This is a genomic window from Streptomyces sp. NPDC006512 (genome assembly GCF_040611935.1).
Taxonomy (GTDB): Bacteria; Actinomycetota; Actinomycetes; order Streptomycetales; family Streptomycetaceae; genus Streptomyces.
Window position 1 is genome coordinate 42,012 of the sequence record NZ_JBEXPG010000030.1, and the last position, 24,473, is coordinate 66,484.

The 24,473-nt window shown below is 73.1% G+C and carries 21 protein-coding genes; 14 read left to right on the forward strand and 7 right to left on the reverse strand.

All coding sequences use genetic code 11. The features are described from left to right. Nucleotides 1-223: 223 nt before the first annotated feature. Nucleotides 224-1,369 carry an oxidoreductase gene (locus tag ABZZ17_RS21885; RefSeq protein WP_356877962.1) on the forward strand — a complete coding sequence of 382 codons (1,146 nt, stop codon included), beginning with the start codon at nt 224-226 and terminating at the stop codon, nt 1,367-1,369. Nucleotides 1,370-1,399: 30 nt separating this feature from the next. On the opposite strand, the gene ABZZ17_RS21890 is transcribed toward ABZZ17_RS21885, so the two are convergent. Together ABZZ17_RS21890 and ABZZ17_RS21895 are read right to left on the reverse strand one after the other, a co-directional pair. Beyond that, nucleotides 1,400-1,888, reverse strand: coding sequence for a GNAT family N-acetyltransferase (locus ABZZ17_RS21890; RefSeq protein ID WP_356877963.1), 489 nt, complete (start codon nt 1,886-1,888; stop codon nt 1,400-1,402). 32 nt (nt 1,889-1,920) lie between these two features. Further along, nucleotides 1,921-2,220 (reverse strand): YciI family protein, encoded by a 300-nt coding sequence (locus ABZZ17_RS21895; RefSeq protein WP_356877964.1) that lies wholly within the window; start codon nt 2,218-2,220, stop codon nt 1,921-1,923. A 26-nt stretch (nt 2,221-2,246) separates the two neighbouring features. Between ABZZ17_RS21895 and ABZZ17_RS21900 the strand changes: the two genes are divergently transcribed. Then, nucleotides 2,247-2,927: an endonuclease V gene (locus tag ABZZ17_RS21900; protein ID WP_356877965.1), complete on the forward strand. Its 681-nt coding sequence runs from the start codon at nt 2,247-2,249 to the stop codon at nt 2,925-2,927. Between the two features lie 65 nt (nt 2,928-2,992). On the opposite strand, the gene ABZZ17_RS21905 is transcribed toward ABZZ17_RS21900, so the two are convergent. After that, a complete protein-coding gene (locus tag ABZZ17_RS21905; protein ID WP_356877966.1) occupies nt 2,993-4,192 on the reverse strand; it encodes a saccharopine dehydrogenase NADP-binding domain-containing protein in 1,200 nt (399 codons plus the stop codon). Between the two features lie 96 nt (nt 4,193-4,288). On the opposite strand from ABZZ17_RS21905, the gene ABZZ17_RS21910 reads away from it, so the two are divergent. The 6 genes from ABZZ17_RS21910 to ABZZ17_RS21935 all read left to right on the forward strand — a co-directional run bounded on the left by ABZZ17_RS21910 (nt 4,289) and on the right by ABZZ17_RS21935 (nt 11,688). Continuing rightward, on the forward strand, nt 4,289-4,705 hold the full coding sequence (locus ABZZ17_RS21910; protein ID WP_356877967.1) for an MmcQ/YjbR family DNA-binding protein: 417 nt from the start codon (nt 4,289-4,291) through the stop codon (nt 4,703-4,705). Nucleotides 4,706-4,799: 94 nt separating this feature from the next. Beyond that, complete coding sequence (locus tag ABZZ17_RS21915; protein ID WP_356877968.1) at nt 4,800-5,978, forward strand: CaiB/BaiF CoA-transferase family protein; 1,179 nt, start codon at nt 4,800-4,802, stop codon at nt 5,976-5,978. Beyond that, a complete protein-coding gene (locus ABZZ17_RS21920; protein WP_356877969.1) occupies nt 5,978-7,003 on the forward strand; it encodes an LLM class F420-dependent oxidoreductase in 1,026 nt (341 codons plus the stop codon). The genes ABZZ17_RS21915 and ABZZ17_RS21920 overlap by 1 nt, the downstream gene beginning before the upstream one ends. 12 nt (nt 7,004-7,015) lie before the next feature. Next, complete coding sequence (locus ABZZ17_RS21925) at nt 7,016-8,158, forward strand: acyl-CoA dehydrogenase family protein (RefSeq protein ID WP_356877970.1); 1,143 nt, start codon at nt 7,016-7,018, stop codon at nt 8,156-8,158. A gap of 93 nt (nt 8,159-8,251) precedes the next feature. Continuing rightward, the gene (locus tag ABZZ17_RS21930; RefSeq protein ID WP_356877971.1) at nt 8,252-9,466 is read left to right on the forward strand and encodes an acetyl-CoA C-acetyltransferase; all 1,215 of its coding nucleotides are present in this window, start codon (nt 8,252-8,254) and stop codon (nt 9,464-9,466) included. A gap of 50 nt (nt 9,467-9,516) precedes the next feature. Continuing rightward, nucleotides 9,517-11,688: a 3-hydroxyacyl-CoA dehydrogenase NAD-binding domain-containing protein gene (locus ABZZ17_RS21935; RefSeq protein WP_356877972.1), complete on the forward strand. Its 2,172-nt coding sequence runs from the start codon at nt 9,517-9,519 to the stop codon at nt 11,686-11,688. A 64-nt stretch (nt 11,689-11,752) separates the two neighbouring features. On the opposite strand, the gene ABZZ17_RS21940 is transcribed toward ABZZ17_RS21935, so the two are convergent. Further along, on the reverse strand, nt 11,753-12,430 hold the full coding sequence (locus ABZZ17_RS21940) for a 1,4-alpha-glucan branching protein (protein ID WP_356877973.1): 678 nt from the start codon (nt 12,428-12,430) through the stop codon (nt 11,753-11,755). 33 nt (nt 12,431-12,463) lie between these two features. Continuing rightward, nucleotides 12,464-13,192: a MerR family transcriptional regulator gene (locus ABZZ17_RS21945; RefSeq protein WP_356877974.1), complete on the reverse strand. Its 729-nt coding sequence runs from the start codon at nt 13,190-13,192 to the stop codon at nt 12,464-12,466. Between the two features lie 85 nt (nt 13,193-13,277). Between ABZZ17_RS21945 and ABZZ17_RS21950 the strand changes: the two genes are divergently transcribed. Further along, a complete protein-coding gene (locus ABZZ17_RS21950; protein ID WP_356877975.1) occupies nt 13,278-15,098 on the forward strand; it encodes an AMP-dependent synthetase/ligase in 1,821 nt (606 codons plus the stop codon). 58 nt (nt 15,099-15,156) lie between these two features. Here ABZZ17_RS21950 and sph read toward each other — a convergent pair whose 3' ends face one another. Further along, entirely contained in the window at nt 15,157-16,146 is a 990-nt protein-coding gene (gene sph, locus ABZZ17_RS21955) for a sphingomyelin phosphodiesterase (protein ID WP_356877976.1), read from the reverse strand. A 141-nt stretch (nt 16,147-16,287) separates the two neighbouring features. Here sph and ABZZ17_RS21960 point away from each other — a divergent pair, with 141 nt between their 5' ends. After that, on the forward strand, nt 16,288-17,184 hold the full coding sequence (locus tag ABZZ17_RS21960; protein ID WP_356877977.1) for an oxygenase MpaB family protein: 897 nt from the start codon (nt 16,288-16,290) through the stop codon (nt 17,182-17,184). A gap of 47 nt (nt 17,185-17,231) precedes the next feature. On the opposite strand, the gene ABZZ17_RS21965 is transcribed toward ABZZ17_RS21960, so the two are convergent. Further along, entirely contained in the window at nt 17,232-18,743 is a 1,512-nt protein-coding gene (locus ABZZ17_RS21965; protein ID WP_356877978.1) for a M1 family metallopeptidase, read from the reverse strand. 405 nt (nt 18,744-19,148) lie between these two features. Between ABZZ17_RS21965 and ABZZ17_RS21970 the strand changes: the two genes are divergently transcribed. From ABZZ17_RS21970 to ABZZ17_RS21985, 4 genes are all read left to right on the forward strand, one after another. Further along, nucleotides 19,149-20,012, forward strand: a complete 864-nt coding sequence (locus tag ABZZ17_RS21970) for a hypothetical protein (RefSeq protein WP_356877979.1) — start codon at nt 19,149-19,151, stop codon at nt 20,010-20,012. 78 nt (nt 20,013-20,090) lie between these two features. After that, on the forward strand, nt 20,091-22,505 hold the full coding sequence (locus ABZZ17_RS21975) for a Tex family protein (RefSeq protein WP_356877980.1): 2,415 nt from the start codon (nt 20,091-20,093) through the stop codon (nt 22,503-22,505). 308 nt (nt 22,506-22,813) lie between these two features. After that, nucleotides 22,814-23,266 carry a hypothetical protein gene (locus tag ABZZ17_RS21980; RefSeq protein WP_356877981.1) on the forward strand — a complete coding sequence of 151 codons (453 nt, stop codon included), beginning with the start codon at nt 22,814-22,816 and terminating at the stop codon, nt 23,264-23,266. Next, nucleotides 23,256-24,446, forward strand: a complete 1,191-nt coding sequence (locus ABZZ17_RS21985; RefSeq protein ID WP_356877982.1) for an MAB_1171c family putative transporter — start codon at nt 23,256-23,258, stop codon at nt 24,444-24,446. Before ABZZ17_RS21980 ends, ABZZ17_RS21985 begins: the two co-directional genes overlap by 11 nt. Nucleotides 24,447-24,473 lie beyond the last annotated feature (27 nt).

The following is a 24,473-nucleotide window of genomic DNA, read 5'->3' on the forward strand; positions in this document are numbered from 1 at the left end:
GGATCTCGCCCGTGTGATCGCACAGAGTGACGACGGGGTGAGGGGGAGCCAAGGACCGTCCGCCGGACCGGCGCGCCGCCCGCGGTCCGAATCAGTCCTGTTACCGCTCACTCCACAGGCGCAACGCACCCCTCGGACCCCCGCGGGCGGGCCGCCGAGGCACCCTGGACGGAGATCGCGGGGTGCGTTAGCTTCCGGCGCCATGAGACTTCTGGGAGTTGGCATGTGCGCGGCAGCCCTGCTGGTGGGGCTGGTGGCCGCGCCGGTACAGGCGGACGCGGGGGCGAGGGACCGCGGCGCACCGGACCTCACCGAACTGGACCTCACCGAACCGGACCGCAACGCGACCGGCACCGCCGGAACCGATACCGCCGGAACGGGCTTACGCGGCCTGTCCTGGTCCGTGAAGGCCACCGGCAAGGACTCCCGCTTCCGCGGGCTGGCGGCGGTGAGCCGCGGCACGGCCTGGCTGGCCGGCTCCAAGGGAACCGTGCTGCGCACCACTGACGGGGGCCGCACCTGGCGGGACGTGTCGCCCCCCGCGGCGGTCGCCGAGGGGCTCGAACTGCGCGACATCGAGGCCTTCGACTCCCGCAGGGCGGTGGCCCTGTCCATCGGGGAGGGCGAGGCCTCCCGGGTCCTGCGGACCGAGGACGGCGGCGCGACCTGGACCGAGACCTTCCGCAACCCCGATCCGCGCGCCTTCTACGACTGCCTTACCTTCTTCGACTCCCGCCACGGGCTGGCCATGAGCGACCCGGTGGACGGCAGGTTCCGCATCCTGTCCACCGACGACGGAGGGCGCAGCTGGCGCGTCCTGCCGAACACCGGGATGCCGGACGCCCTGCCCGGCGAGGCCGGGTTCGCCGCGAGCGGCCAGTGCCTGGTCGCCTCCGGCCCGCGCGACGTGTGGCTGGCCACCGGCGGCGCCGCGACGGCGCGCGTACTGCACTCCGCGGACCGGGGCCGCACCTGGCGGGCCGCCGAATCCACGGTCCCCGCCGGGGACCCCGCGCGCGGCGTCTTCGCCCTGGCCTTCCGCGACCGTACGACGGGCCTCGCCGTCGGCGGCGACTACCGCACCGGCCAGGCCTCGCCCCTGGCGGCCGCCCGCTCCGCCGACTCGGGCCGAAGCTGGAACCAGGCGGCGACGCCGCCGCCGGGCTACCGGTCGGGCGCGGCCTGGTACCCGTACGGGCGGTCCACCGCCCTGGCGGTCGGGCCCACCGGCACCGACACCACCACGGACGGCGGCCGCACCTGGCGGGCGTTCGACGCGGGTTCCTTCGACACCGTCGACTGCGCGGCCGACGGCGGCTGCTGGGCGGCGGGGGAGAAGGGGCGGGCGGCCCGGCTGGAGCGGCGGTGACGGCAGCGCCGCCGGCGCCGCCGCCGTCCGTCAGGAAGCGGGCGCCATCGGCCCCGTGAACAGGTCCATGCCCGGGTAGCGGGCGGCGGTGAACCCGGCGGCCTTGTAGACGGGTTCACCGTCGGAGCTGGCGTGCAGCTGGACGTGGTGGATGCCCAGGCCGTCGAGCCAGGCGACCAGTCCGTCGACGATCCGCCGGCCGTGGCCGCGTCCGCGCGCCGCCGCGTCCGTGACGATGCCGTCGAGATAGCCCCGCCGGCCGTCGGGCCGCCGGGGGTTCGGCAGGTGGTACGTCACCCAGGCCATGCCGGTGGCGAGCAGGGGCTCGCCGGGCGCCCCGCCGACGACCAGGCAGTGCACGTCGGGGCGTTCGGTGAGCCGCTCGCGGAACCAGCCGATGGCCTCGTCCCGCCAGACCGCGTCGCCGGGGCCCGGATCCACTCCGAGCGATGCGAGCGCGACGGCGCGCAGCCGTATCAGCTCGGGGATGTCGGCGGGCTCGGCGGTGCGGGGCTGCATGGCGGTTCCTCCGGGATGGTGGGGGCGGGGGGTCAGACCGACGGGTTCTCGCGGACCGTGGACAGGTCCGCCGAGGTCTTCGAGGCGATGAACTCGGTGATGCGGTAGGCGCAGACGCCGGCCACGACGAAGGGGTCCTCGGCCGCGATCTTCTCGATCTCGGCGCGGGAGACCCCGCCGGCCAGGATGACGCCGCCGTCGCGCGGGACCTTGCGGCCGGACGCGAGGAAGACGCCGGCGGCGTAGTGACCGTCCAGCCAGCTGATGTGCGCGTCCATCTCCTCCTCGACGGCTTCGAGGGGCGCGGTGTAGGTGAGCTCCATGACGAACATGATCGTCAGGCTACTCTCGGACCATCATGACGAGTGTGAAGACCCCCGCCGACGAGGCCGAGGCCCGGGCGATACAGGACGAACTGCGCCACCACGTCGTGCTGTCGGAGACCGGACCGCCACCGGGGACGGGCCTGATCGCCGGAGTGGACGTGGCCTACGACGACGAGCGCGACCTCGTCGCGGCCGCGGCCGTCGTGCTCGACGCCGCCACGCTCGCGGTCGTGGCCGAGTCCACCGCCGTCGGGCACGTCAGCTTCCCCTACGTGCCGGGCCTGCTCGCCTTCCGCGAGCTGCCGACCGTACTCGCCGCGCTGGAGGCCCTGCCCGTCACCCCCGGCCTCGTCGTCTGCGACGGCTACGGGCTCGCCCACCCGCGCGGCTTCGGCCTCGCCTGCCACCTCGGGGTGGTCACCGGCCTCCCCAGCATGGGCGTCGCCAAGAACCCCTTCACCTTCTCGTACGAGGAGCCCGGCGCCCGGCGCGCCGACGCCTCCCCGCTGCTCGCGGCGGACGGCGCCGTCGTCGGCCGGGCCCTGCGCACCCAGGACGGGATCAAGCCGGTCTACGTGTCCGTGGGCCACCGCGTCACGCTGGACAACGCCTGCGCCCACGCGCTCGCGCTGAGCCCCCGCTTCCGGATCCCGGAGACCACCCGGCACGCCGACTCGCTGTGCCGCCGCGCCCTGCGCGAGGCGACGGAGTAGCGGGCCGGCGGACGGCGTGGCAGGCGAACGGCGGGGCACGGCGGACGCCGCGGAGCGGACCCGGCTCAGTCCTCGGCCGCCACCCGGAAGCGGATGCCGGCCTTCTGGAGCCGGTCCAGCAGGGCGTCGCCCATCGCGACCGCCGTGGTGAGCTGGCCGGCGGCCCGCGGCAGTGCGTCGTGGGCCAGGCACAGCGCGGACTCGGCCAGCATCTTCGCCGTCTCCCCGTAGCCCGGGTCGCCGCCCGAGACCTCGGTGAACACCCGCCGCCCGCCGCCCTCGCCGACGAAGCGGACGGTGAACCAGCTGCGCGCGCGCCGTTCCGCGTCCGGTCCGCTGCCGGGCTCCCAGCGGGACATCAGCCACCGCCGGGCCGCCGGAACCTGGGCCAGCGCCACCGTCGCGCCCAGCGCGGCCGTACCGCCGGCCGCGACCGGCAGGTGCCGGACCGAGGCGTAGTGCCGGTAGCGGAAGTCCGGCCCGTACCGCTCCAGCGCGGCCGCCGACCGGGCGACGACCGCCGGGTCCAGGGTGGGCAGCGGCATGGCCCAGGTCCCGGTCTCCCGGCTGAACCGGGGGGCGCCCACGGGTCCCCGTACGCGGCGGCCCGGCAGCCGGGGCTCGTGCAGGCGGCGGGCCCGGGCCGCGGCCAGGGTCTGCGGGCCGCGGCCCAGGGCGGTGAGCGCGGAGGCCAGGGTGCCGCCGGAGAAGAGGGCGTTGGAGCGCACGAACCCGTCCACGCGCAGCGGCACCCCCTCGGGCAGCCGGCTCACGGTGAAGTAGGCCCCGAGGTCCGCCGGGATCGAGTCGAAGCCGCAGGCGTGCACCAGCCGCGCCCCCGTTTCCCGGGCCCGCGCGTCGTGGGCTACGTACATCCGGTCGACGAACTCCGGCTCGCCGGTGAGGTCGACGTAGTCGGTGCCCTCCTCCGCGCAGGCTTCGACCAGCTCGGCGCCGTACCAGACGTACGGGCCCACGGTCGTGGCCAGCACCCGCGTGGAGGCGGCCAGTTCGCGCAGCGCCGGGCCGTCGGAGGCGTCCGCCCGCAGCAGCGGCAGGCCGGCGCAGGCCGGGTTCAGGGCGGTCAGCCGCTCGCGGAGCCGCTCCAGCTTGCCGGGGTCGCGCCCCGCGAGGGCCCACCGGCAGTCGGCGGGGGCGTGGACGGCGAGGTATTCGGCGGTCAGGGCCCCCACGAATCCGGTCGCGCCGAAGAGTACGACGTCGTAGGTCCGTTGCGGCCGGCCGTGCCGGACGTGCTCGTTCATGAACCGCTCCTCCCAGCTGGTCTCGGTGGCTGAGGCTAGCGTGGGAGGCGGCTGTCCGTGCGGGCAGGTGTGACCTGCGGTAACCAGGAGGCGTCGATGAAGGCTGCGGTGCGCAAGTGGCAGGCGGTGCGCGCGTTCGCGCTGGGGCTTCCGGAGGCCGTGGAGGAACATCCGTGGGGGCCCGGGGACGCCGTCGTGAAGGTCAACAAGAAGATCTTCGTCTTCCTGGGGAACGCGGACGGACCCGAGCCGCCCGGTCTGTCCGTGAAGCTCAAGGACGAAGCGCTCCACGGCCATGCCATGACGGCCCCGGGAGCCGAGCCCACCGGGTACGGACTGGGCCGGGCGGGCTGGGTCTCCGTACCGCTGGGGGAGAAGGGGGCGCCGGGCGCCGAGGTGCTGTGCGAATGGGTGGAGGAGAGCTACCGGACGGTCGCGCTCAAGCGGCACGTGAAGGAACTCGACGCGCGGATCCCGGATCGGGCGCCGGGCAAAAACGGCCGAGACGGCTAAGCGCTTGCTCTTGTGCTGAGTGGAACACGTTCCTAGCATCGCTGGTGTTACATCAGTTGTGTCACACACTCGCACCAGGGACGCTGGGGGTTCGATGGCAGTGACGGGGTCAGGGACGGTACCGGGAACAGGTCCGGATACGGGCCCGGCTGCGGGGAACGGGCCGCTCGCGGGCGTGCGCGTCGTCGAACTGGCGGGCATCGGCCCGGGCCCGTTCGCCGCCATGCTGCTGGCCGACCTGGGGGCGGACGTGGTCCGGGTGGACCGGCCCGGCGGCGGAGGCCTCGCGGTCGACCCGGCGTACGACGTCACCAACCGCAACAAGCGGTCCGTGCTCATCGACCTGAAGTCCGCCGACGGCCCGGCCCGGGTGCTGGACCTCGTGGAGCGCGCCGACGTGCTGATCGAGGGGTTCCGCCCCGGCGTGGCCGAACGCCTCGGCGTGGGCCCGGCCGACTGCCACGCCCGCAACCCCGCCCTGGTCTACGGCCGGATGACCGGCTGGGGCCAGGACGGGCCGCTGGCCCGCACCGCCGGGCACGACATCGCGTACATCGCCGTCACCGGGGCGCTCGGCATGATCGGCAACCCCGGCGAGCCGCCGGCCGTGCCCGCCAACCTGATCGGGGACTACGCGGGCGGCTCCCTCTACCTCGTCATCGGTGTCCTCGCGGCGCTCCGGCACGCCCGTACCCCCGGCGGCGCCGGACAGGTCGTGGACGCCGCGATCGTCGACGGCACCGCCCACCTCACCGCCATGATCCACGGCATGGTCGCCGCGGGCGGCTGGCAGGACCGGCGCGGGGCCAACCTCCTCGACGGCGGCTGTCCCTTCTACGGCACCTACGAGACCTCCGACGGCGGCTACATGGCGGTCGGCGCCCTGGAGCAGCAGTTCTACGACACCTTCGTGGAACTCCTCGGCATCGCCGACCGGGCGCCCGCCCGCAAGGACCTCGCCCGCTGGGGCGAACTGCGCGAGGCGGTCGCCGCCCGCTTCAAGACCCGGACGCGCGCACAGTGGACGGCCGTCTTCGAGGGCACCGACGCCTGCGTGGCCCCCGTACTGTCCCTGCGCGAGGCGCCGCACCACCCGCACCTCGCCGCGCGCGGCACCTTCACCGACTTCGGCGGGATCACCCAGCCCGCCCCCGCGCCCCGGTTCTCCGCGACCCCGACCGCCGTCACCGGCGGGCCGGCGCGGCCGGGTGCGCACACCGAGTCGGTGGCCGCCGACTGGGACGTACCGGCCCTGCTCGGGAAGGACTCGTGATGGAACTCTCCATGATGCTCGACTACGCGGGCGATCCGCGGCGGGCCGCCGACGGGGCCGCCGCGCTGGAGGCGGCCGGCCTCGACGCCCTCTGGGTCGCCGAGGCCTGGGGCTTCGACTCCCCGACGATCATGGGGTACCTGGCCGCGCGGACCGAGCGGATGAAGATCGGCTCGGCCATCGTCAACGTCTACTCCCGCACCCCCGCCCTCATCGCGCAGACGGCCGCGGGCCTCGACGCCCTCTCCGGCGGCCGGGCCCTGCTCGGCCTCGGCGCCTCCGGCCCGCAGGTGGTCGAGGGCTGGCACGGGAAGACGTACGACCGGCCGCTCGGCCGGACCCGGGAGACCGTCGAACTGTGCCGGCGCATCTGGCGTCGCGAGACCATCGACCACCACGGCATCACCGACATGCCGCTGCCGCCGGAGAAGGGCGGCCGGCACGGCAAGCCGCTGAAGATCCTGACCCGGCCCGTCCGCGACCGGATCCCCATCCACATCGCCTCCCTCGGCCCGGCGAACGTGGCCATGACCGCGGAGATCGCCGACGGCTGGCTGCCCACCCTGTTCATCCCCGAGAAGGCCGGCGCGGTCTGGGGCGAGGCGCTCGCCGCGGGCACGGCCAAGCGGGCGCCCGGACTCGGCCCGCTGGAGACCGTCGCGGGCGGACTGCTGGCCATCGGTGAGGACGCCGCCGCGGCGCGCGACCTCGCGCGCCCCCAGATCGCCCTGTACGTCGGGGGCATGGGGGCGCCGGGCAAGAACTTCTACAACGACCTCGCCGTCGCCTACGGGTACGGCGAGGAAGCCCGCAAGATCCAGGAGCTGTACCTGTCCGGCCGCAAGCGCGACGCGGCCGCCGCCGTCCCGGACGAGTTCTGCGAGCTCATGACCCTGTGCGGACCCGAGGGCTACGTCCGCGACCGCATCGAGGCCTTCCGGGAGGCGGGCGTCACCATGCTCAACGTCACCCCCGTGGGGCCCGAACCGGCCCGCCTCGTCGAAACCGTCAAGAACTGGCTGTAGGGAGTCCCACTGATGAAGCGCCGGATCTTCGACGCCGACCACGACGCGTTCCGCGAGACCGTCCGCACCTTCCTCGGCAAGGAGGTGCTGCCGCACTACGAGCAGTGGGAGAAGGACGGCATCGTCAGCCGCGGCGCCTGGCTGGCCGCGGGCCGCCAGGGCCTGCTCGGGCTGGCCGTCCCCGAGGAGTACGGCGGCGGCGGGAACACCGACTTCCGCTACGCCGCCGTCATCGCCGAGGAGTTCACCCGGGCCGGAGCCCCGGGCCTCGCCATCGGCCTGCACAACGACATCATCGGCCCCTACCTGACCTCGCTGGCCACCGAGGAGCAGAAGCGCCGCTGGCTGCCCGGCTTCTGCTCCGGCGAGACCATCACCGCCATCGCCATGACCGAGCCGGGCGCGGGCTCCGACCTCCAGGGGATCCGCACCACCGCCGAGGACCGGGGCGACCACTGGCTGCTGAACGGCTCCAAGACGTTCATCTCCAACGGCATCCTCGCCGACCTCGTCATCGTCGTCGCGAAGACCACCCCCGAGGGCGGGGCGCACGGCCTGTCCCTGCTCGTCGTCGAGCGCGGCGCGGAGGGCTTCGAACGCGGCCGCAACCTCGACAAGATCGGCCAGAAGGCCCAGGACACCGCCGAGCTGTTCTTCCACGACGTCCGCGTCCCCAAGGAGAACCTGCTCGGCGAACTCGACGGCGCCTTCCTCCACCTGATGACCAACCTCGCGCAGGAGCGGATGGGCATCGCCATGGCCGGCATCGCCGCCGCCGAACACCTGCTGGAGATCACCAGCACGTACGTGAAGGAACGCGAGGCCTTCGGCCGTCCCCTCTCCAAGCTCCAGCACATCCGCTTCGAGATCGCGGAGATGGCCACCGAGTGCGCGGTCACCCGCACCTTCCTCGACCGCTGCATCCTCGACCACGCGAACGGCGAACTCGACCACGTACACGCCTCGATGGCCAAGTGGTGGGCCACCGAACTCCAGAAGCGGGTCGCCGACCGCTGCCTGCAACTGCACGGCGGATACGGCTACATGTCCGAATACCGGGTCGCGCGCGCCTTCACCGACGGGCGCATCCAGACCATCTACGGCGGCACGACCGAGATCATGAAGGAGATCATCGGCCGTTCCCTGCTGGACTGACCGACCCCGCGGGCAGGAGCCCGATCCGGCTCCGCGGCCCGTCCGCGACCTCTGCGCGAACTCCCCCTTGGAAACCTCCGAAAGGCTTGACCAGTGAGCACCGAAGCTTACGTATACGACGCGATCCGCACCCCGCGCGGCCGCGGCAAGGCCAACGGCGCCCTGCACGGCACCAAGCCGATCGACCTGGTCGTCGGCCTCATCCACGCCCTGCGCGAGCGCAACCCCGGCCTCGACCCCGCCGCCATCGACGACATCGTCCTCGGCGTGGTCGGCCCCGTCGGAGACCAGGGCTCCGACATCGCCCGTATTGCGGCCATCGCCGCCGGACTGCCGGACACCGTGGCGGGCGTGCAGGAGAACCGCTTCTGCGCCTCCGGCCTGGAGGCCGTGAACATGGCCGCTGCCAAGGTCCGCTCCGGCTGGGAGGACCTGGTCCTGGCCGGCGGCGTCGAGTCGATGTCCCGCGTCCCGATGGCCTCCGACGGCGGCGCCTGGTTCGCCGACCCGATGACCAACTGGGACACCGGCTTCGTCCCGCAGGGCATCGGCGCCGACCTGATCGCCACCATCGAGGGCTTCTCCCGCCGCGACGTGGACGAGTACGCCGCCCTCTCCCAGGAACGCGCCGCCGCCGCCGTCAAGGAGGGGCGCTTCGCGAAGTCCGTCGTCCCCGTCACCGACCGCAACGGCCTGGTCGTCCTGGACCACGACGAGTTCATCCGTCCGGGGACCACCGCCGACACCCTCGCGAAGCTCAAGCCGTCCTTCGCGGACATCGGCGACCTCGGCGGCTTCGACGCCGTCGCCCTGCAGAAGTACCACTGGGTCGAGAAGATCGACCACGTCCACCACGCCGGCAACTCCTCCGGCATCGTCGACGGCGCCTCCCTCGTCGCGATCGGCTCCCGCGAGGCGGGGGAGCGGGGCGGCCTGACCCCGCGCGCCCGGATCGTCTCGGCCGCCGTCTCCGGCTCCGAGCCCACCATCATGCTCACCGGACCCGCCCCCGCCACCCGCAAGGCCCTCGCCAAGGCCGGGCTGACCATCGACGACATCGACCTCGTCGAAATCAACGAGGCCTTCGCCGGCGTGGTCCTGCGCTTCGTCAAGGACATGGGCCTCTCCCTCGACAAGGTCAACGTCAACGGCGGCGCCATCGCGCTCGGCCACCCGCTCGGCGCGACCGGCGCGATGATCCTCGGCACGCTCGTCGACGAACTGGAGCGCCAGGACAAGCGCTACGGGCTCGTCACCCTCTGTGTCGGCGGCGGCATGGGCGTCGCCACCATCGTCGAACGCCTCTGAACCGTCCCGTATCCCCGCCTCCCGGACCTTCCGAAACGAAAGCAGTGACCATGAGCGAGTCCACCACGATCCGCTGGGAACAGGACGAGACCGGCGTCGTCACCCTGGTCCTCGACGACCCCGACCAGTCCGCCAACACCATGAACCAGGCCTTCAAGGACTCCATCGCGGCGATCGCCGACCGCGCCGAGGCCGAGAAGGACTCCATCCGCGGCATCATCTACACCTCCGCGAAGAAGACCTTCTTCGCGGGCGGCGACCTCAAGGACATGATCCGGCTCCGCCCCGAGGACGCACGGCTGGCCTTCGACACCGGCACCGAGATCAAGCGCTCGCTGCGCCGCATCGAAACCCTCGGCAAGCCGGTCGTCGCCGCGATCAACGGAGCCGCTCTCGGCGGCGGTTACGAGATCTGCCTCGCCTCCCACCACCGCGTCGCCCTCGACGCGCCCGGCTCGAAGATCGGCCTTCCCGAGGTCACCCTCGGCCTCCTGCCGGCCGGCGGCGGCGTCACCCGTACCGTCCGCCTCATGGGCATCGCCGACGCGCTGCTCAAGGTCCTGCTCCAGGGCACCCAGTACAACCCGCAGCGCGCCCTCGACAACGGCCTGGTCCACGAACTGGCCACCACCCCCGAGGAGATGCTCGCCAAGGCGCGCGCCTTCATCGACGCCAACCCGCAGTCGCAGCAGCCCTGGGACGTACCCGGCTACAAGATCCCCGGCGGCACCCCGTCCAACCCGCGGTTCGCCGCGAACCTCCCGGCCTTCCCGGCCAACCTGAAGAAGCAGCTGAACGGCGCCCCGTACCCGGCCCCGCGCAACATCCTGGCCTGCGCCGTCGAGGGCTCCCAGGTGGACTTCGAGACCGCGCTGACCATCGAGGCCCGGTACTTCACCGAGCTGGTCACCGGCCAGACCGCCAAGAACATGATCCAGGCCTTCTTCTTCGACCTCCAGGCCGTCAACGCCGGACGCAGCCGCCCCCAGGGCGTCGAGCCGCGCACGGTCCGCAAGGTCGCCGTCCTCGGCGCGGGCATGATGGGCGCGGGCATCGCCTACTCCTGCGCCCGCGCGGGCATCGAGGTGGTCCTCAAGGACGTCACCGCCGAGGCCGCCGCCAAGGGCAAGGCGTACTCCGAGAAGCTCCTCGACAAGGCGCTCTCCCGCGGCCGCACCACCGAGGCCAAGCGCGCCGAGCTCCTCGCCCGGATCACCCCCACCGCGGACCCCGCCGACCTGGCCGGCTGCGACGCCGTGATCGAGGCGGTCTTCGAGGACACCTCCCTCAAGCACAAGGTGTTCCAGGAGATCCAGGACGTCGTCGCCCCCGACGCGCTGCTCTGCTCCAACACCTCCACGCTGCCGATCTCCGGACTCGCCGAAGGCGTGGCGCGGCCCGCCGACTTCATCGGCCTGCACTTCTTCTCGCCCGTCGACAAGATGCCGCTCGTCGAGATCATCAAGGGCGAGCGGACCGGCGACGAGGCCATCGCCCGCGCCTTCGACCTCGTGCGCCAGATCTCCAAGACGCCGATCGTCGTCAACGACTCGCGCGGCTTCTTCACCTCGCGGGTCATCGGCCAGTTCATCAACGAGGGCGTCGCGATGGTCGGCGAGGGCATCGAGCCCGCCTCGATCGAGCAGGCCGCCGCCCAGGCCGGCTACCCGGCCAAGGTGCTCTCGCTGATGGACGAGCTCACGCTCACCCTCCCGCGCAAGATCCGCAACGAGACCCGCAAGGCCTTCGAGGCCGAGGGCCGGGCCTGGACGCAGCACCCGGCGGACACGGTCATCGACCGGATGGTCGACGAGTTCGGCCGCCCCGGCCGCAGCGGTGGCGGCGGCTTCTACGAGTACGACGAGAGCGGCAAGCGCGCCCGCATCTGGCCCGGCCTGCGCGAGCACTTCACCAAGCCCGGCGTCGAGGTCCCCTTCGAGGACATGAAGGAGCGGATGCTCTTCTCCGAGGCCCTGGACACCGTCCGCTGCCTCGACGAGGGGGTCCTCACCTCGATCGCCGACGCCAACATCGGCTCCGTCATGGGCATCGGCTTCCCGGCCTGGACCGGTGGCGTCATCCAGTACGTCAACGGCTACGAGGGCGGCCTGCCGGGCTTCGTCGCCCGCGCCCGGGAACTCGCCGAGAAGTACGGCGAGCGCTTCACCCCGCCCGCCTCCCTGGTGGCGAAGGCCGAGCGCGGCGAGACGTACACCGACTGACCGGACCGGCCCCGGGCCCGCGCACCGGCGGGCCCGGGGCCGGTCCCGGCGGCCGGCCCCCTCCTCACGGAAGCCGCGGCACCTCGCGCAGGACGGCGAAGGAGCCGCTCCGTACGCTGCCGTCCGGGGCGGACCAGCGGGCCAGCACCTGTCCTCGTACGTCGTCCCCCGCGGCCGGACCGGGACGCAGGCGCCGCGACACCGTCAGGTTCAGCGCCGGCCCCTCCCCGTCCTCCGGGCCCACCGCGACCACGGTGGCGTCGGCGGTGTCCACCACCGGGCCGGGACCGGTCAGGCCCGCCCCCGCGCCCTGCGCCGCCGGGCGGACCTCCACGGTCGGGTCGGGGGTGTCGCTCTCGCTCTGGGCCTGTGCGACCGCCCCGCCCGCCAGCAGGGCGAGCAACTGCCCGACCAGGACCGGGTCGTGGGCGCCGTCGTAGACCCAGCGCGTGCCGAGCACGCCGTGCTCGCAGGTGCCGATCAGGCCCGCGTCGGCGCCCGGGAGCGGGGCTCCGCGGTAGGTGAGCGGCACCAGGTGGGCCGCTGCCGCGTCCCCGGCGCCGTCGGTGACGACCAGGAACTCGATGCCCACCTCGCCCTCGGGGTCGTCGAGCCGGAACCCGCCCGCCCGGGCGAGCGACGCGGTGTCCCGACCGCCCCCGTACCAGGGGCGCGACGGGAGCCAGCCGGCGAGGAGTTCGAGCTTGGTCGGGGTCAGCGTGGTGCGGTGGATGACTGCCATGATCCCGAACTTAACGCCGGGCGCCGGATTCCGTCACTCGGATTCGGAGACGAAGGCCGCCCTCAACTCCTCCTTGAGCGACCGCTGGAACGCCGTCACCAGAGCCTGCACCACCATCGGCTGCATGTGCGCGGACAGCGCCTTCATCGACTCCACCCGCTCCGGATCGTGCTCGCCCTCCGTGAACGGCCCCCACACCTCGTCCCGGAACAGGGCCGTCAGCTGGTGCGCCGCCGTCCGCGCGTGCTCCAGCAGCAGCTTCCGCGCCACCAGGATCGTCTCGTGCGCGATCGGTACGTCGAGCAGCGCCACTCCCAGCCGCAGCAGCCCCGGATCCACCCGGAACCCGTCCCCCGAGGCGGCCAGTACGTTCATCGCGGCCAGCCGCTCCAGATCGCTGTCCGACAGGTCCCGCCCGGCCCGCCGCTCCAGCTCCGCCCGCGACACCTCCTCGGCCGCGTCCGGCGCCCAGGACGCCACCAGCGCCCGGTGGATCGCCAGGTCGTGCGCGCTCAGGTCGTCCGGCAGCGCGTCCAGGTACCGCTGGATCGCCGACAGCGTCATGCCCTGGTGCTGCAACTCCTCGATCAGCGCCAGCCGGGACAGGTGCTCCATGCCGTAGTGCCCCACCCGACGGGGTCCGATCACGGGAGGGGGCAAAAGCCCGCGCGTGCTGTAGAACCGTACGGTGCGGACGGTGACTCCGGCCTTCGACGCCAGCTCGTCGACGGTGAGCATCGGCTCGGTTGCCTGGTCGGCCATCGTCTGCGCCTCGCTCTCTGCTCCACAGCTTGGGTTCAACAGTATTGCTGTCGCACCAACGATGTGAAACGGCCAGGAGCTGCCCATGACCACGAACCTGCGACTGCCCGGACAACCCGGAGAGATCACCCTCCCCGCCCTGCTCGCCCGCAACGCCACCGACCACGGATCCCTCGCCGCGCTCTCCTGGCGCGAGGGGACGGACTGGCGGACCCTCACCTGGAGCGAGGTCCGCCGCAAGGTGGCCGTCCTCGCCTCCGGATACGCCGCCCTCGGCGTCGAGCGCGGCGAACACGTACTGCTGATGATGGGCAACCGCCCCGAGCACTGGCTCAGCGACCTCGCCCTGGTCCACCTCGGCGCCGTCCCCGTCACCGTCTACGGAACCTCCGCGCCCGAGCAGATCGCCCACATCGCCCGCCACAGCCGGGCCAGACTGGCCGTCGTCGAGGGCGCCCGGGAACTCGCCCGGTGGGAGCCGCTGCTGGCCGACGCCACCGTCCCCCTGGAACGCCTCGTCGTCGCCGAGGCCGCCGAAGCGGGCCCGCACCGCACCTACGGATCCCTGCACGCGAGCGGCGCCCGGCTGCACCGCCCCGACGCCTTCGAGAAGGCCTGGCAGGAGACCCGGCCCGAGGACCCGCTGACCGTCGTCTACACCTCCGGGACCACAGGCGACCCCAAGGGCGTCCGCCTGACCCACCGCAACATCCTGCTCCAGGCCGTCCGCCTCGACCGCAACACCGACCTGCCCGAGCACGCCGAGCACATCTGCTACCTGCCGTTCGCCCACATCGCCGAGCGGATCCTCGGCCTCTACCTGCCCCTGCTGCGCGCCGCCCACGTCCGGCTGGTCGCCGACCCCACGGCCGTCGCGGCCGCCGTCCGCGAGCTGCACCCCGTGCAGTTCTTCGGGGTGCCCCGGGTCTGGGAGAAGCTCGCCGCCGGGGTACGGGCCGTGCTCGCGCAGCTGCCCGCGCAACAGCAGCGGGCCATCGAGGACGCGGGGGACCTGGCCCGCGCCCGCGCCGGCCACCGGGAACGCGGCGAGGAGGTGCCGGCCGCGCTCGAAGCCTCGTACGCCGAGGCCCGGGAGCAGGTCCTGGAACCGCTGCTGCGACTGGCGGGGCTGGACCGCCTCGTGTGGACGGCCAGCGCCACCGCCCCGATGCCGATCGACGTGGTGCGGTTCTGGGCCGGCTGGGGCATCACGATCATGGACGCCTGGGGGCTGACCGAGACCTCCGGCGTGTGCACCGTCAACAGCCCGGACGGTTTCCGGCTGGGCTCGGTGGGCCGCCCCATCGAGGGGCTGGAGCTGCGCGTCGCCGAGGACGGGGAGATCCTCACGCGCGGCGCGACCGTCTTCGCCGGCTACCTGCGGCCCGACGGATCGCTGGAGGACGCCTCCGACGCCGAGGGCTGGTTCCCCACGGGGGACGTCGGCCGGATCGACGAGGACGGCTTCCTCTGGCTGACCGACCGCAAGAAGGAACTGATCATCACCTCCACGGGCAAGAACGTCTCCCCGGCCCTGGTGGAGAACACCGTCAAGGAACACCCGCTGATCGGCCAGGCCCTGGTCCACGGCGACGGCCGCTCCTACCTCGTCGCCCTGCTGGTCCTCGACCCCGAGCTGGCCCCCGCCTGGGCGGCCGCCCGGGGCATCGGCGCCACCACCCCCGACGAGCTCGCCGCGCACCCGGCGGTCCTGGAGGAGGTCGCCCGGGCGGTCGAGAGCGCCAACGCCCGGCTCAACCGCACCGAGCAGATCAAACGCCACCGGCTGCTCGCCGCCGAGTGGGGCCCGGAGTCCGGCGAGCTCACGCCCTCGCTGAAACTGCGCCGCCGGGTGGTCCGGGAGAAGTACGGCGCCCTGATCGAGGAGCTGTACGAGGCCCGGTGACCCGGAGGGCCCGGGTGCCCGCCGCGGCGGGCACCCGCACCGGACCCGGGCCGGGCTCCTAGCGGCCGATCAGCGGGTAGTGGTCGCTGAGGTTCGTGTACGTGTAGGAGGTGCCCCAGCTGGAGACCGTCCAGGGCGCCGACTCCTCCTTGACCACGTCGTTGTTCCAGCCCGCCGGGCGGGCGTTGCCCTTGCGGTAGAGGACGTAGTCCAGGTCCTCGCGCGGGTCCGTCGGGTAGCGGTAGCTCGCGATCGAGTTCAGCGCGGTGTCGAAGGAGTACGGGTGCCCCGTGCGGGTGTCCGTGCCGGCCAGGTCGGCGTCGGCCAGCATGGAGGCGTACTCCGGGGTCCGCGAGTCGACGTTCATGTCGCCCGCCACGATGACCTGTTCGGCCGCCGGGATGTTCTTGGCGTCGAGGAACGCGTCGATCGCCTTGAACTGCCGGCTGCGCATCTGCGCCGCCTCGCCCGCGCCGCAGCCCGGGTCGGTGGACTGGGCGTGCGTGCCGACCACGTGCACCTTCGCGCCGTTCACGTTCAGCACGACGTACGCGAAGCCCTTGTTGGACCACCAGTCGGCGCCGCAGGCGTCCTTGTAGACGACCTGCTCCTTGCGGACGATCGGCCACTTGCTCAGCACCGTGACGCCGCCGTCCTCCGGGGTGGTGGCGGAGTACGCGCCGCCGGTGGCGTCCCAGCCGCTCTTGCTGCGGCCCACGACCGGGGTCTGGTACGGGTACTTCGAGGCCGAGTTGGCCTTCAGCGCGTCGGAGGCCGCGTTGTCGAAGGCCTCCTGGAGCACGACCACGTCGTGTCCCTGGTAGAACGACGCCTTCGGGATCTCCGCGGCCCGGTGGTCCTGGCCCCAGTTCGGGTACAGGTTCTTGCTCATCAGGAAGACGTTGTACGACAGGACGCTGAGCCGCGGGGCCGCGGCGCCCTCCGCGGCCGTGGCGGCGGGCGCGGTGGTGACGGCCAGGGCGCCGGCGGCGACCGCGGCGACGGCCGTGGCGGCGGCGCGGCGCGAGCGGGGCGAGGTGAGCAGCATGAAGGTCTCCATCATTCCTGCGGGGGAAGTGCGGGGAAGATCGACGCCCGTCATACAAGCAGCACCAGTTACCTCTGGGTAACACCCGTGCAGCGACTTTCTGTCCGGAACACGGCCGTCTGGGGCTCGCATACTTGTTTCATGGAGACGCCGCACCACGCACCCCCCGCCACCCCGACGGCCGGGCGCCGCCCCGACCCCGAGCCCCCCGCCCCCGGCGGCGTGCTGTGGACCATCGCCGGGGACGTCCGCGCCCTGCTGATGCTGCCCGCCGCCTTCACCATGCAGGTCGCCCACCCCGCCATCGGCGCCGGCGTCGACTCCTACTCGGTCTTCCGCACCGACCCCTGGGGGCGCGGCGAACGCTCCCTGCGCTCGGTGCAGCTGTGGGTGTACGGAGGAGCCGGGGCCGCGGAGGAGGGCCGCCGGGTGCGCCGCCTGCACAAGGAGATCCAGGGCACCGACACCCGCGGACGCCGCTACCACTCCCTCGACCCCGCCTGCTACTCCTGGGTCCACGCCACCGGCTTCCCCGTCTACCTCCACGCGGGGCGCTACCTGCTGCGCCGCTTCACCCCCGCCCAGGAACGGCAGCTCTACCGGGAGTGGCTCCAGGTGGGCCGGATCCTCGGCATCCACGACCGGGACATGCCGCAGAGCATCGAGGACTACTGGGTCTACTACCGCCGGATGCTCGCGGAGGAGATCGAGCCGACCGCGGTGGCGCGGGAACTGGTCGCCACCGACGTGGACCTGCCCAGGCCCGTGGCCGGATCCGCGCCGGTCCGCCTGATGCTGCGGCTCACCTGGCCGCTGCTGCGGAAGGCGTTCCTGCACCTGCGCGCCTTCGTCAGCGTCGGGTACATGCCGCCCGAGGCGCGGGAGGCCATCGGGCTGGAGTGGACCCCCGCGCAGGAGCGCAGGCTCCGGCGGTTCAGCGCGGTCGTGCGGATCCTCGTACCGCTGCTGCCCGAGCGGCTGCGCTACCTGCCGATCGCCCGCGCCGCGCGGGCACGGTGGCGCGCCGGCACCCCCTGAGGGGCGCCGGCGCGCGGGCCGGACCGGGGCCGGTGACCCCGCCGTGATCAGTGGTCGTGGTCGTGGACCGTGTTCGTCGCGGCGATCTTCTTCCAGGACTTCGGCTCCACGGGCGGCTTGGCCGGGGCCTGGAGGGAACGGGCCCCCGCGGCCTTGGCGGCCGGCGGGGCGAAGGCCGGCTTGCCCGGGGTGTACAGCCAGGTCTCGAACAGCTGCGCCAGGGGCTTGTTGGAGACCTTCTCCGCGTACCGGACGAAGTCGCCGACCTTGGCGTTCCCGTAGGCCCGCTCGGCCGGCCAGCCCTTGAGGATCTGGAAGAACTTCTCGTCGCCGATCTCGTTCCGCAGCGCCTGGAGCGCGATCGCGCCACGGTCGTACACCGCACCGTGGAACTGGTTCTCCGCACCCGGGTCGCCCGGCTTGACCTGCCAGAACGGGTCCTCGGCGGGACGGGAGGCGTAGGTCCAGTCGGCGAGCTCCTGCGCGGTGCCCTCGCCCTCCTTCTCCGACCACAGCCACTGGCTGTAGCGGGCGAAGCCCTCGTTGACCCAGATGTCCTTCCAGTTGTCGACGGACACGCTGTCGCCGTACCACTGGTGGGCCAGCTCGTGGACGACGACGGAGACGTTCGCGCCGTTCTGGAACTGGCGGGGGCCGTAGAACGGCCGCGTCTGGGTCTCCAGGGCGTAGCCCGCGCTCACGTTGGGGACGTAGCCGCCCAGCGCGTTGAAGGGGTACGGGCCGAAGACCCCCTCCAGCCACTCGGCGACCTCGCCGGTCCGCTCGACGCTCGCGCGCGCCGCGCCCGCGTTGTCGCCGAGGTCCTTGCTGTAGGCGTTGAGGATCGGCAGACCGCTCGCCGTCTTGTCGGTGGTGATGTCGAACTTGCCGATCGCGAGCGTGGCCAGGTACGTGGCCTGCGGCTTGTTCGAGCGCCAGTTGTAGCGGGTCCAGCCGAGCTTCGACGTCTGCGACTGGAGCACGCCGTTGCTGATCGCCTGCGTGCCGTCCGGGACGTTGACCGACACGTCGAAGGTGGCCTTGTCGAGCGGGTGGTCGTTGCTCGGGAACCACCAGATCGCCGAGTCCGGCTCCTGCGCCGCCACGCCGCCGTCCGGGGTGCGCTGCCAGGCCGTCCAGCCGTCGACCTTGAACTCCGAGGGCTTGCCCGCGTACTTGACGACGACGGAGGACTGCTTGCCCTTCTGGAGCGGCTGGGCGGGGGTCACCTCCAGTTCCTGGGTGCCGGTCGCGGCGAACTTCGCCTTGACCCCGTTGACGCGGACCTCGCTCACCTTGAGGCCGAAGTCGAGGTTGAAACGGGACAGGTCCTGCTTGGCGGTGGTCAGGAGGGTGGCGGTGCCCTCCAGCAGGTCCGTCTTCGGCTGGTACTGCAGGCGCAGGTCGTAGTGGGAGACGTCGTAGCCGCCGTTCCCGCTGGCCGGGTAGTAGGGATCGCCGATACCCGCCGCGCCCGGACCGGCACTGGCCGCCGACGCCGGGATCACCAGCAGGAGGGAAGCGGCCAGGACGCTCGGGGCGATGACTTTGCGGTGCACGAAGAGCTCCAAGTGGTAGGGGAGACAGATCGGTTCAAGGTCTGGTCGGTCGACCGTATTCACCCGTGACCGCCCACGTCATGTCCATGGCTCCTGCTGTCACACGATCGCCATTCGGCCGTCACACCCCGCTGAGCGGACGCGCCGGTCGGTGAGCGGGCCCGGGCGGGCGGCGGCGCCGGAGTGCTCCCGGAGCGGTCCCGGGCCGGTCGGGAGGCCGGGGGAGCGCCGTACGGAGGGGCCCGGCGACCGCGCGCACGCGCCGCGCCCAACTCCGCGCACCGTACGAGAAAGGCCGGAAACGGCGGGCGCGCCGCGGCCCCCGGGGAGTCGCCGGAGGGCCGCGCCGGGGCGGTCCGGACCTGGGTCTACCCGGCATACTGAGCAGTCGGTAACCTGCGGCGCATGACGCTTCCTCCGCACGCCGCCCGCCGCTGCTGGCACGCCGCCGTCAACCCCCTGCACTCCACCATCTACTTCTCGCCGGACCTCGCGACCGAGCTCGCCGCCCTCGGCATCACCCACCGCGTCGCCGTGAACCTCGCCACCCGGTCCGCCGCCATGGGCGCCGTCGGCCCCGGCGTGGTGACCGCCACCTTCTACAACTACCGCCACGACCTGGTCACCGCGCACCTTCCCGCCGTCTGGGACACCGCCACCCCCGAGCAGGTCCTCGCCGCCCGGCTCCGTGCCGCCGACACCACCCTGCGCCGCCTCCTCGGCCCGGAGGTCATCGACTCGCCCGAGCTGGCCGAGGCCGCCGACCTGGCCGTGCGCGCCACCGAGGGCTGCACCCGGCACGCCCGCACCCTCTACGCCGCCCACGCCGACCTGCCCGTGCCCGAGGAGCCGCACCTGCGCCTGTGGCACGCCACCACCCTGCTGCGCGAGCACCGCGGCGACGGCCACCTCGCCGCCCTCCTCCTCACCGGCCTCGACCCGCTGGAGGCCCTGGTCAGCCACACCGCCACCGGCCGCGGCATGACCCCGAAGTGGGTCAAGAGCATCCGCGGCTGGCACCAGGACGACCTCGACGCCGCCGCCGCCCGGCTGCGCGCCCGCGGCATCCTCGACCCCGACGGCGAGCTCACCGACGAGGGCAGGTCCGTCCGCGAACGCCTGGAGACCGAGACCGATCGGCTCGACGAGGCCCCGTACGAACACCTCGGCGCCCAGGGCCTCGCCCGGCTCGCCGAACTGGGCGGCGGATTCGTCAAGCGGGCCGTCGCCGCGGGCGCCTTCCCCCGCGACCTGTTCGGCAAGGCCTGAGGGGCTCCCGCCGTCCGGCGCGGTCACCTGCCACAATTGGCAGCCTTCCACGCAAACGAAGGCAGGCGGGACCGCACAGTGACGATGTCCATCGAAGGCAGGATCGCCGAGGAGCTCGGCGTACGGGAGCGGCAGGTCAAGGCCGCCGTCGAGCTGCTCGACGGCGGTTCCACCGTCCCCTTCATCGCGCGCTACCGCAAGGAAGCGACCGAGATGCTCGACGACGCCCAGCTGCGCACCCTGGAGGAGCGGCTGCGGTACCTGCGCGAACTGGAGGACCGGCGGGCCGCCATCCTCGAATCCGTGCGCGAGCAGGGCAAGCTCGACGAAGCGCTGGAGGCCCGCATCAACGCGGCCGACACCAAGGCCCGGCTGGAGGACATCTACCTCCCCTTCAAGCCCAAGCGCCGCACCAAGGCCCAGATCGCCCGCGAGGCCGGCCTGGAGCCGCTCGCCGAGGGCCTGCTCGCCGACCCCTCCGTCGAACCGGCCGCCGCCGCGGCCGCCTTCGTCGACGAGGGCAAGGGCGTCGCCGACCCGGCCGCGGCGCTGGAGGGCGCCCGCGCCATCCTCACCGAGAAGTTCGCCGAGGACGCCGACCTGATCGGCGAGCTCCGCGAACGCATGTGGGGCCGCGGCCGGCTCGCCGCGAAGGTCCGCGAGGGCAAGGAGGAGGCCGGCGCCAAGTTCGCCGACTACTTCGACTTCGCCGAACCGTTCACCGCCCTCCCCTCGCACCGCGTGCTCGCCATGCTCCGCGGCGAGAAGGAGGACGTCCTGACCCTCGACCTGGAGCCGGAGGAGCCCTCCGAGGTCCCCGGGCCGTCCACGTACGAGGGGATGATCGCCCGCCGCTTCGGCGTCGCGGACCGCGACCGTCCCGGCGACAAGTGGCTGGCCGACACCGTCCGCTGGGCCTGGCGCACGAAGATCCAGGTGCACCTCGGCATCGACCTGCGCTCCCGGCTGCGCGCCGCCGCCGAGGACGAGGCCGTACGGGTCTTCGCGGCGAACCTGCGCGACCTGCTCCTCGCCGCCCCCGCCGGCACCAGGGCCACGCTCGGCCTGGACCCGGGCTTCCGCACCGGCGTCAAGGTGGCCGTCGTCGACGCGACCGGCAAGGTCGTCGCCACGGACGTCATCCACCCCCACGTACCGGCGAACCGGTGGGACGAGTCCCTCGCCAAGCTGGCCCGCCTCGCCCGGGAGCACGCGGTCGAGCTGGTCGCCATCGGCAACGGCACCGCCTCCCGCGAGACCGACAAGCTCGCCGGGGACCTCATCACCCGCCACCCCGAGCTGGGCCTGACCAAGGTGATGGTCTCCGAGGCCGGCGCGTCCGTGTACTCCGCCTCGGCCTTCGCCTCTCAGGAACTCCCGGGCATGGACGTGTCGTTGCGCGGCGCCGTCTCCATCGCCCGCCGGCTCCAGGACCCGCTCGCCGAGCTCGTCAAGATCGACCCGAAGTCGATCGGCGTCGGCCAGTACCAGCACGACCTGTCCGAGGTGAAGCTCTCCCGCTCCCTCGACGCGGTCGTCGAGGACTGCGTGAACGGCGTCGGCGTGGACGTCAACACCGCGTCCGCGCCCCTGCTCTCGCGGGTGTCGGGCATCAGCGGCACCCTCGCCGAGAACATCGTGTCCCACCGCGACTCCAACGGCCCCTTCCGTAGCCGCAAGGGCCTCAAGGACGTGGCCCGCCTCGGCCCGAAGGCGTACGAGCAGTGCGCCGGCTTCCTGCGCATCCGCGACGGCGACGACCCGCTGGACGCCTCCGCCGTGCACCCGGAGACGTACCCGGTCGTCCGGGCGATGGGCAAGACGGCGGGCGGCGAGGTCGCGGCCCTCATCGGGAACCCGGCCGTCCTGCGCTCCCTGCGGCCCGAGCAGTTCGTCACCGAGGCCTTCGGCCTGCCCACGGTCACCGACATCCTGCGCGAGCTGGAGAAGCCGGGCCGCGACCCGCGACCCGCCTTCAAGACGGCCACCTTCAAGGAGGGCGTGGAGAAGATCGGCGACCTGGCCCCGGGGATGATCCTGGAGGGCGTCGTCACCAACGTGGCGGCCTTCGGGGCGTTCATCGACATCGGCGTCCACCAAGACGGCCTCGCCCACGTCTCGGCCCTGTCGAAGACCTTCGTCAAGGACCCGCGGGACGTGGTCAAGCCGGGCGACATCGTCCGGGTCAAGGTCATGGACGTGGACATCCCGCGCAAGCGGATCTCGCTGACCCTGCGCCTGGAGGACGAGGCCGGGGCGGAACGCGGCGCGGGCGCGCCGAGGCAGCGCGAGGAGCGCCGGGGCGGCGGGGGCCGGCCCCCGCAGCAGCGCGGCGCGGCGGCCCAGGGCGGCGGCCAGGGCGGCCAGGGCGCGGCCCAGGGCGGCCAGGGCCGTCCGGGCGGCGGCGCCCCGGCCCCCGCGAACAGCGCGATGGCCGACGCCCTGCGCCGGGCCGGGCTCACCGGCCCCGAGGACCGCCGCAAGCGGTCCTGACGGAGCGTCGGCGGCGAAAGTCCTGACCGGGCGGCGGACATGGCCGGATAGGCACCCCACCTGGGGACATGCCTTGCCAACCCCCGTACGGAATCTGTAGGCATGGTGGAACGTCCGTTCGTCTCGACGGACGGGCGTTCCACCTTCCCTCCTCCGGAGCGCACTCCCGAGGCCGCCTCAAGGCACAGGACCGTATGCCGATGCCCCCGCACGCCTACCGACGCTGCCCGAGAAAGGGTCCGAAGAGGGAACACATGGCCCATGGGGATCCCAGCCTCCGCAAACGGTGCGAGTTGATTCTCGGCCATTTGGATCTGCCACGCCCGTTCTCCCTCGACGGACTGTGCGCACGCGTCGCCGAACAGCGTGGACGCCCGATCCGGCTGCACCCCCTGCCGCGCGAGGCCGCCGAATCCGGTGTCTGCGGCCTGTGGGTGGGCACCGCGAGCGTCGACTACGTCTTCTACGAGGCCCGGACCACCCCCCTGCACCGGGAGCACATCGTGCTCCACGAACTCGGGCACATCCTCTTCGGCCACCACTCCCTCGAAGGCGAGGAGAGGGACGGCCGGGCCCCCGAGGTCCTCGGCCGCACCAACTACACCACCCGCCAGGAACGGGAGGCGGAGATGCTCGCCAGCATGATCCGCACCCGCACCGCCGGCCCGGCACGGCCGCGGCCGGCCACCCCGGCCCGGGGCGCGCTCGCCCGGCTGGAGTCCGCCATGGGCTACGAGCGGGGTCCGCGCGATGACGGCTGACCTCGCCCGCATCGGCGACTGGCTCGCCGTACCGAGCGTCCTGTGCCTGTGGGCGGCCGTCCTGCTGCGCGCCCCCGGCGCCCTGCGCTCCCCCCAGCAGCGCGGCCTGTGGCTCGCGGTCGCCACCGCCGCCGCGGCGATGACCCTCAACCTGCCCGCCGTAGTCGCCCACGCCACGAGCCGCGATCCCGACTACGCGCACGCCGTCGGCCTCGTCCGCAACCTCATCGGCGTCCTGTCCGCCGGCGCCGTGCTCTACTTCGTGGCCGCCGCCACCCGCGGCCGCGGCCTCCAGCGGGCCGCCTGGGCCGGCACCCTGCTGTGGCTGGCCGCCCTCGTCGGCCTGGACGCGGCCGCGCCCGGCCACGGCAGCCACACCATGCCGCCCGTCGGCGACCCGGTGCCCTCGCTCACCTACTGGCTCGTCCTGATCTCCGCCCACCTGATCGCCAACACCGTCTGCGTCTTCGTCTGCTGGCGCTACAGCCTCCGTACGGAGAGCCGCGGACTGGCCGCCGGGCTCCGGCTGTTCGGCCTCGGCACCGCCCTGGCCGGGCTGTTCTGGTTCGCGTACCTGCTCAAGGCGCTGTTCGGCAGCACCTGGGCCATGCCCGCCCTGCCGCTGCTCATGAACCTGCACGGCCTGCTGCGCGCCGCCGCGATCCTCGTGCCGACCCTGTTCACGCTGCGCCGCACCGCCGCCGACATCACCACCGCCTGGCGGCTGTGGCCGCTGTGGCGGGACCTCGTCGAGGCCGTGCCGCACGTGGTGCTCTCCCGGCCCCGGGCCGGACGCGTGCTGGAACTGCTCTGGCCGCCGCTGCCGCGCGGCCTGCTCGTCTACCGCAAGGTCATCGAGACCCGCGACGCCATCCTGATCCTCGGCGAGTACGTCGCCCCGGGCGTGCCGGAGCTCGCGCGCGGCCACGTCGCCGGGAGCGGGATCCCCGAGCCGCGGCGCACGGCGGCCGCGCTGGCCTGCGTACTCAAACAGGCCCGGCAGGCGAAGCTCGCCGGACTGCCCGGCCGGCCGGACCTGGCCGCGGCCCTCGAACTGCCGGCCGCGATCCAGACGTCGGCGCAGGACGGCGACCTGGAGGGCGAGGCCGGTTTCCTGGTGGACGTCGCCCACGCCTGGGCCGCGCCCGAGACCACCGCCTTCGACCCCCGTACCGCCTGAACCGAACCCGTAGGAAGTGGACTCGCC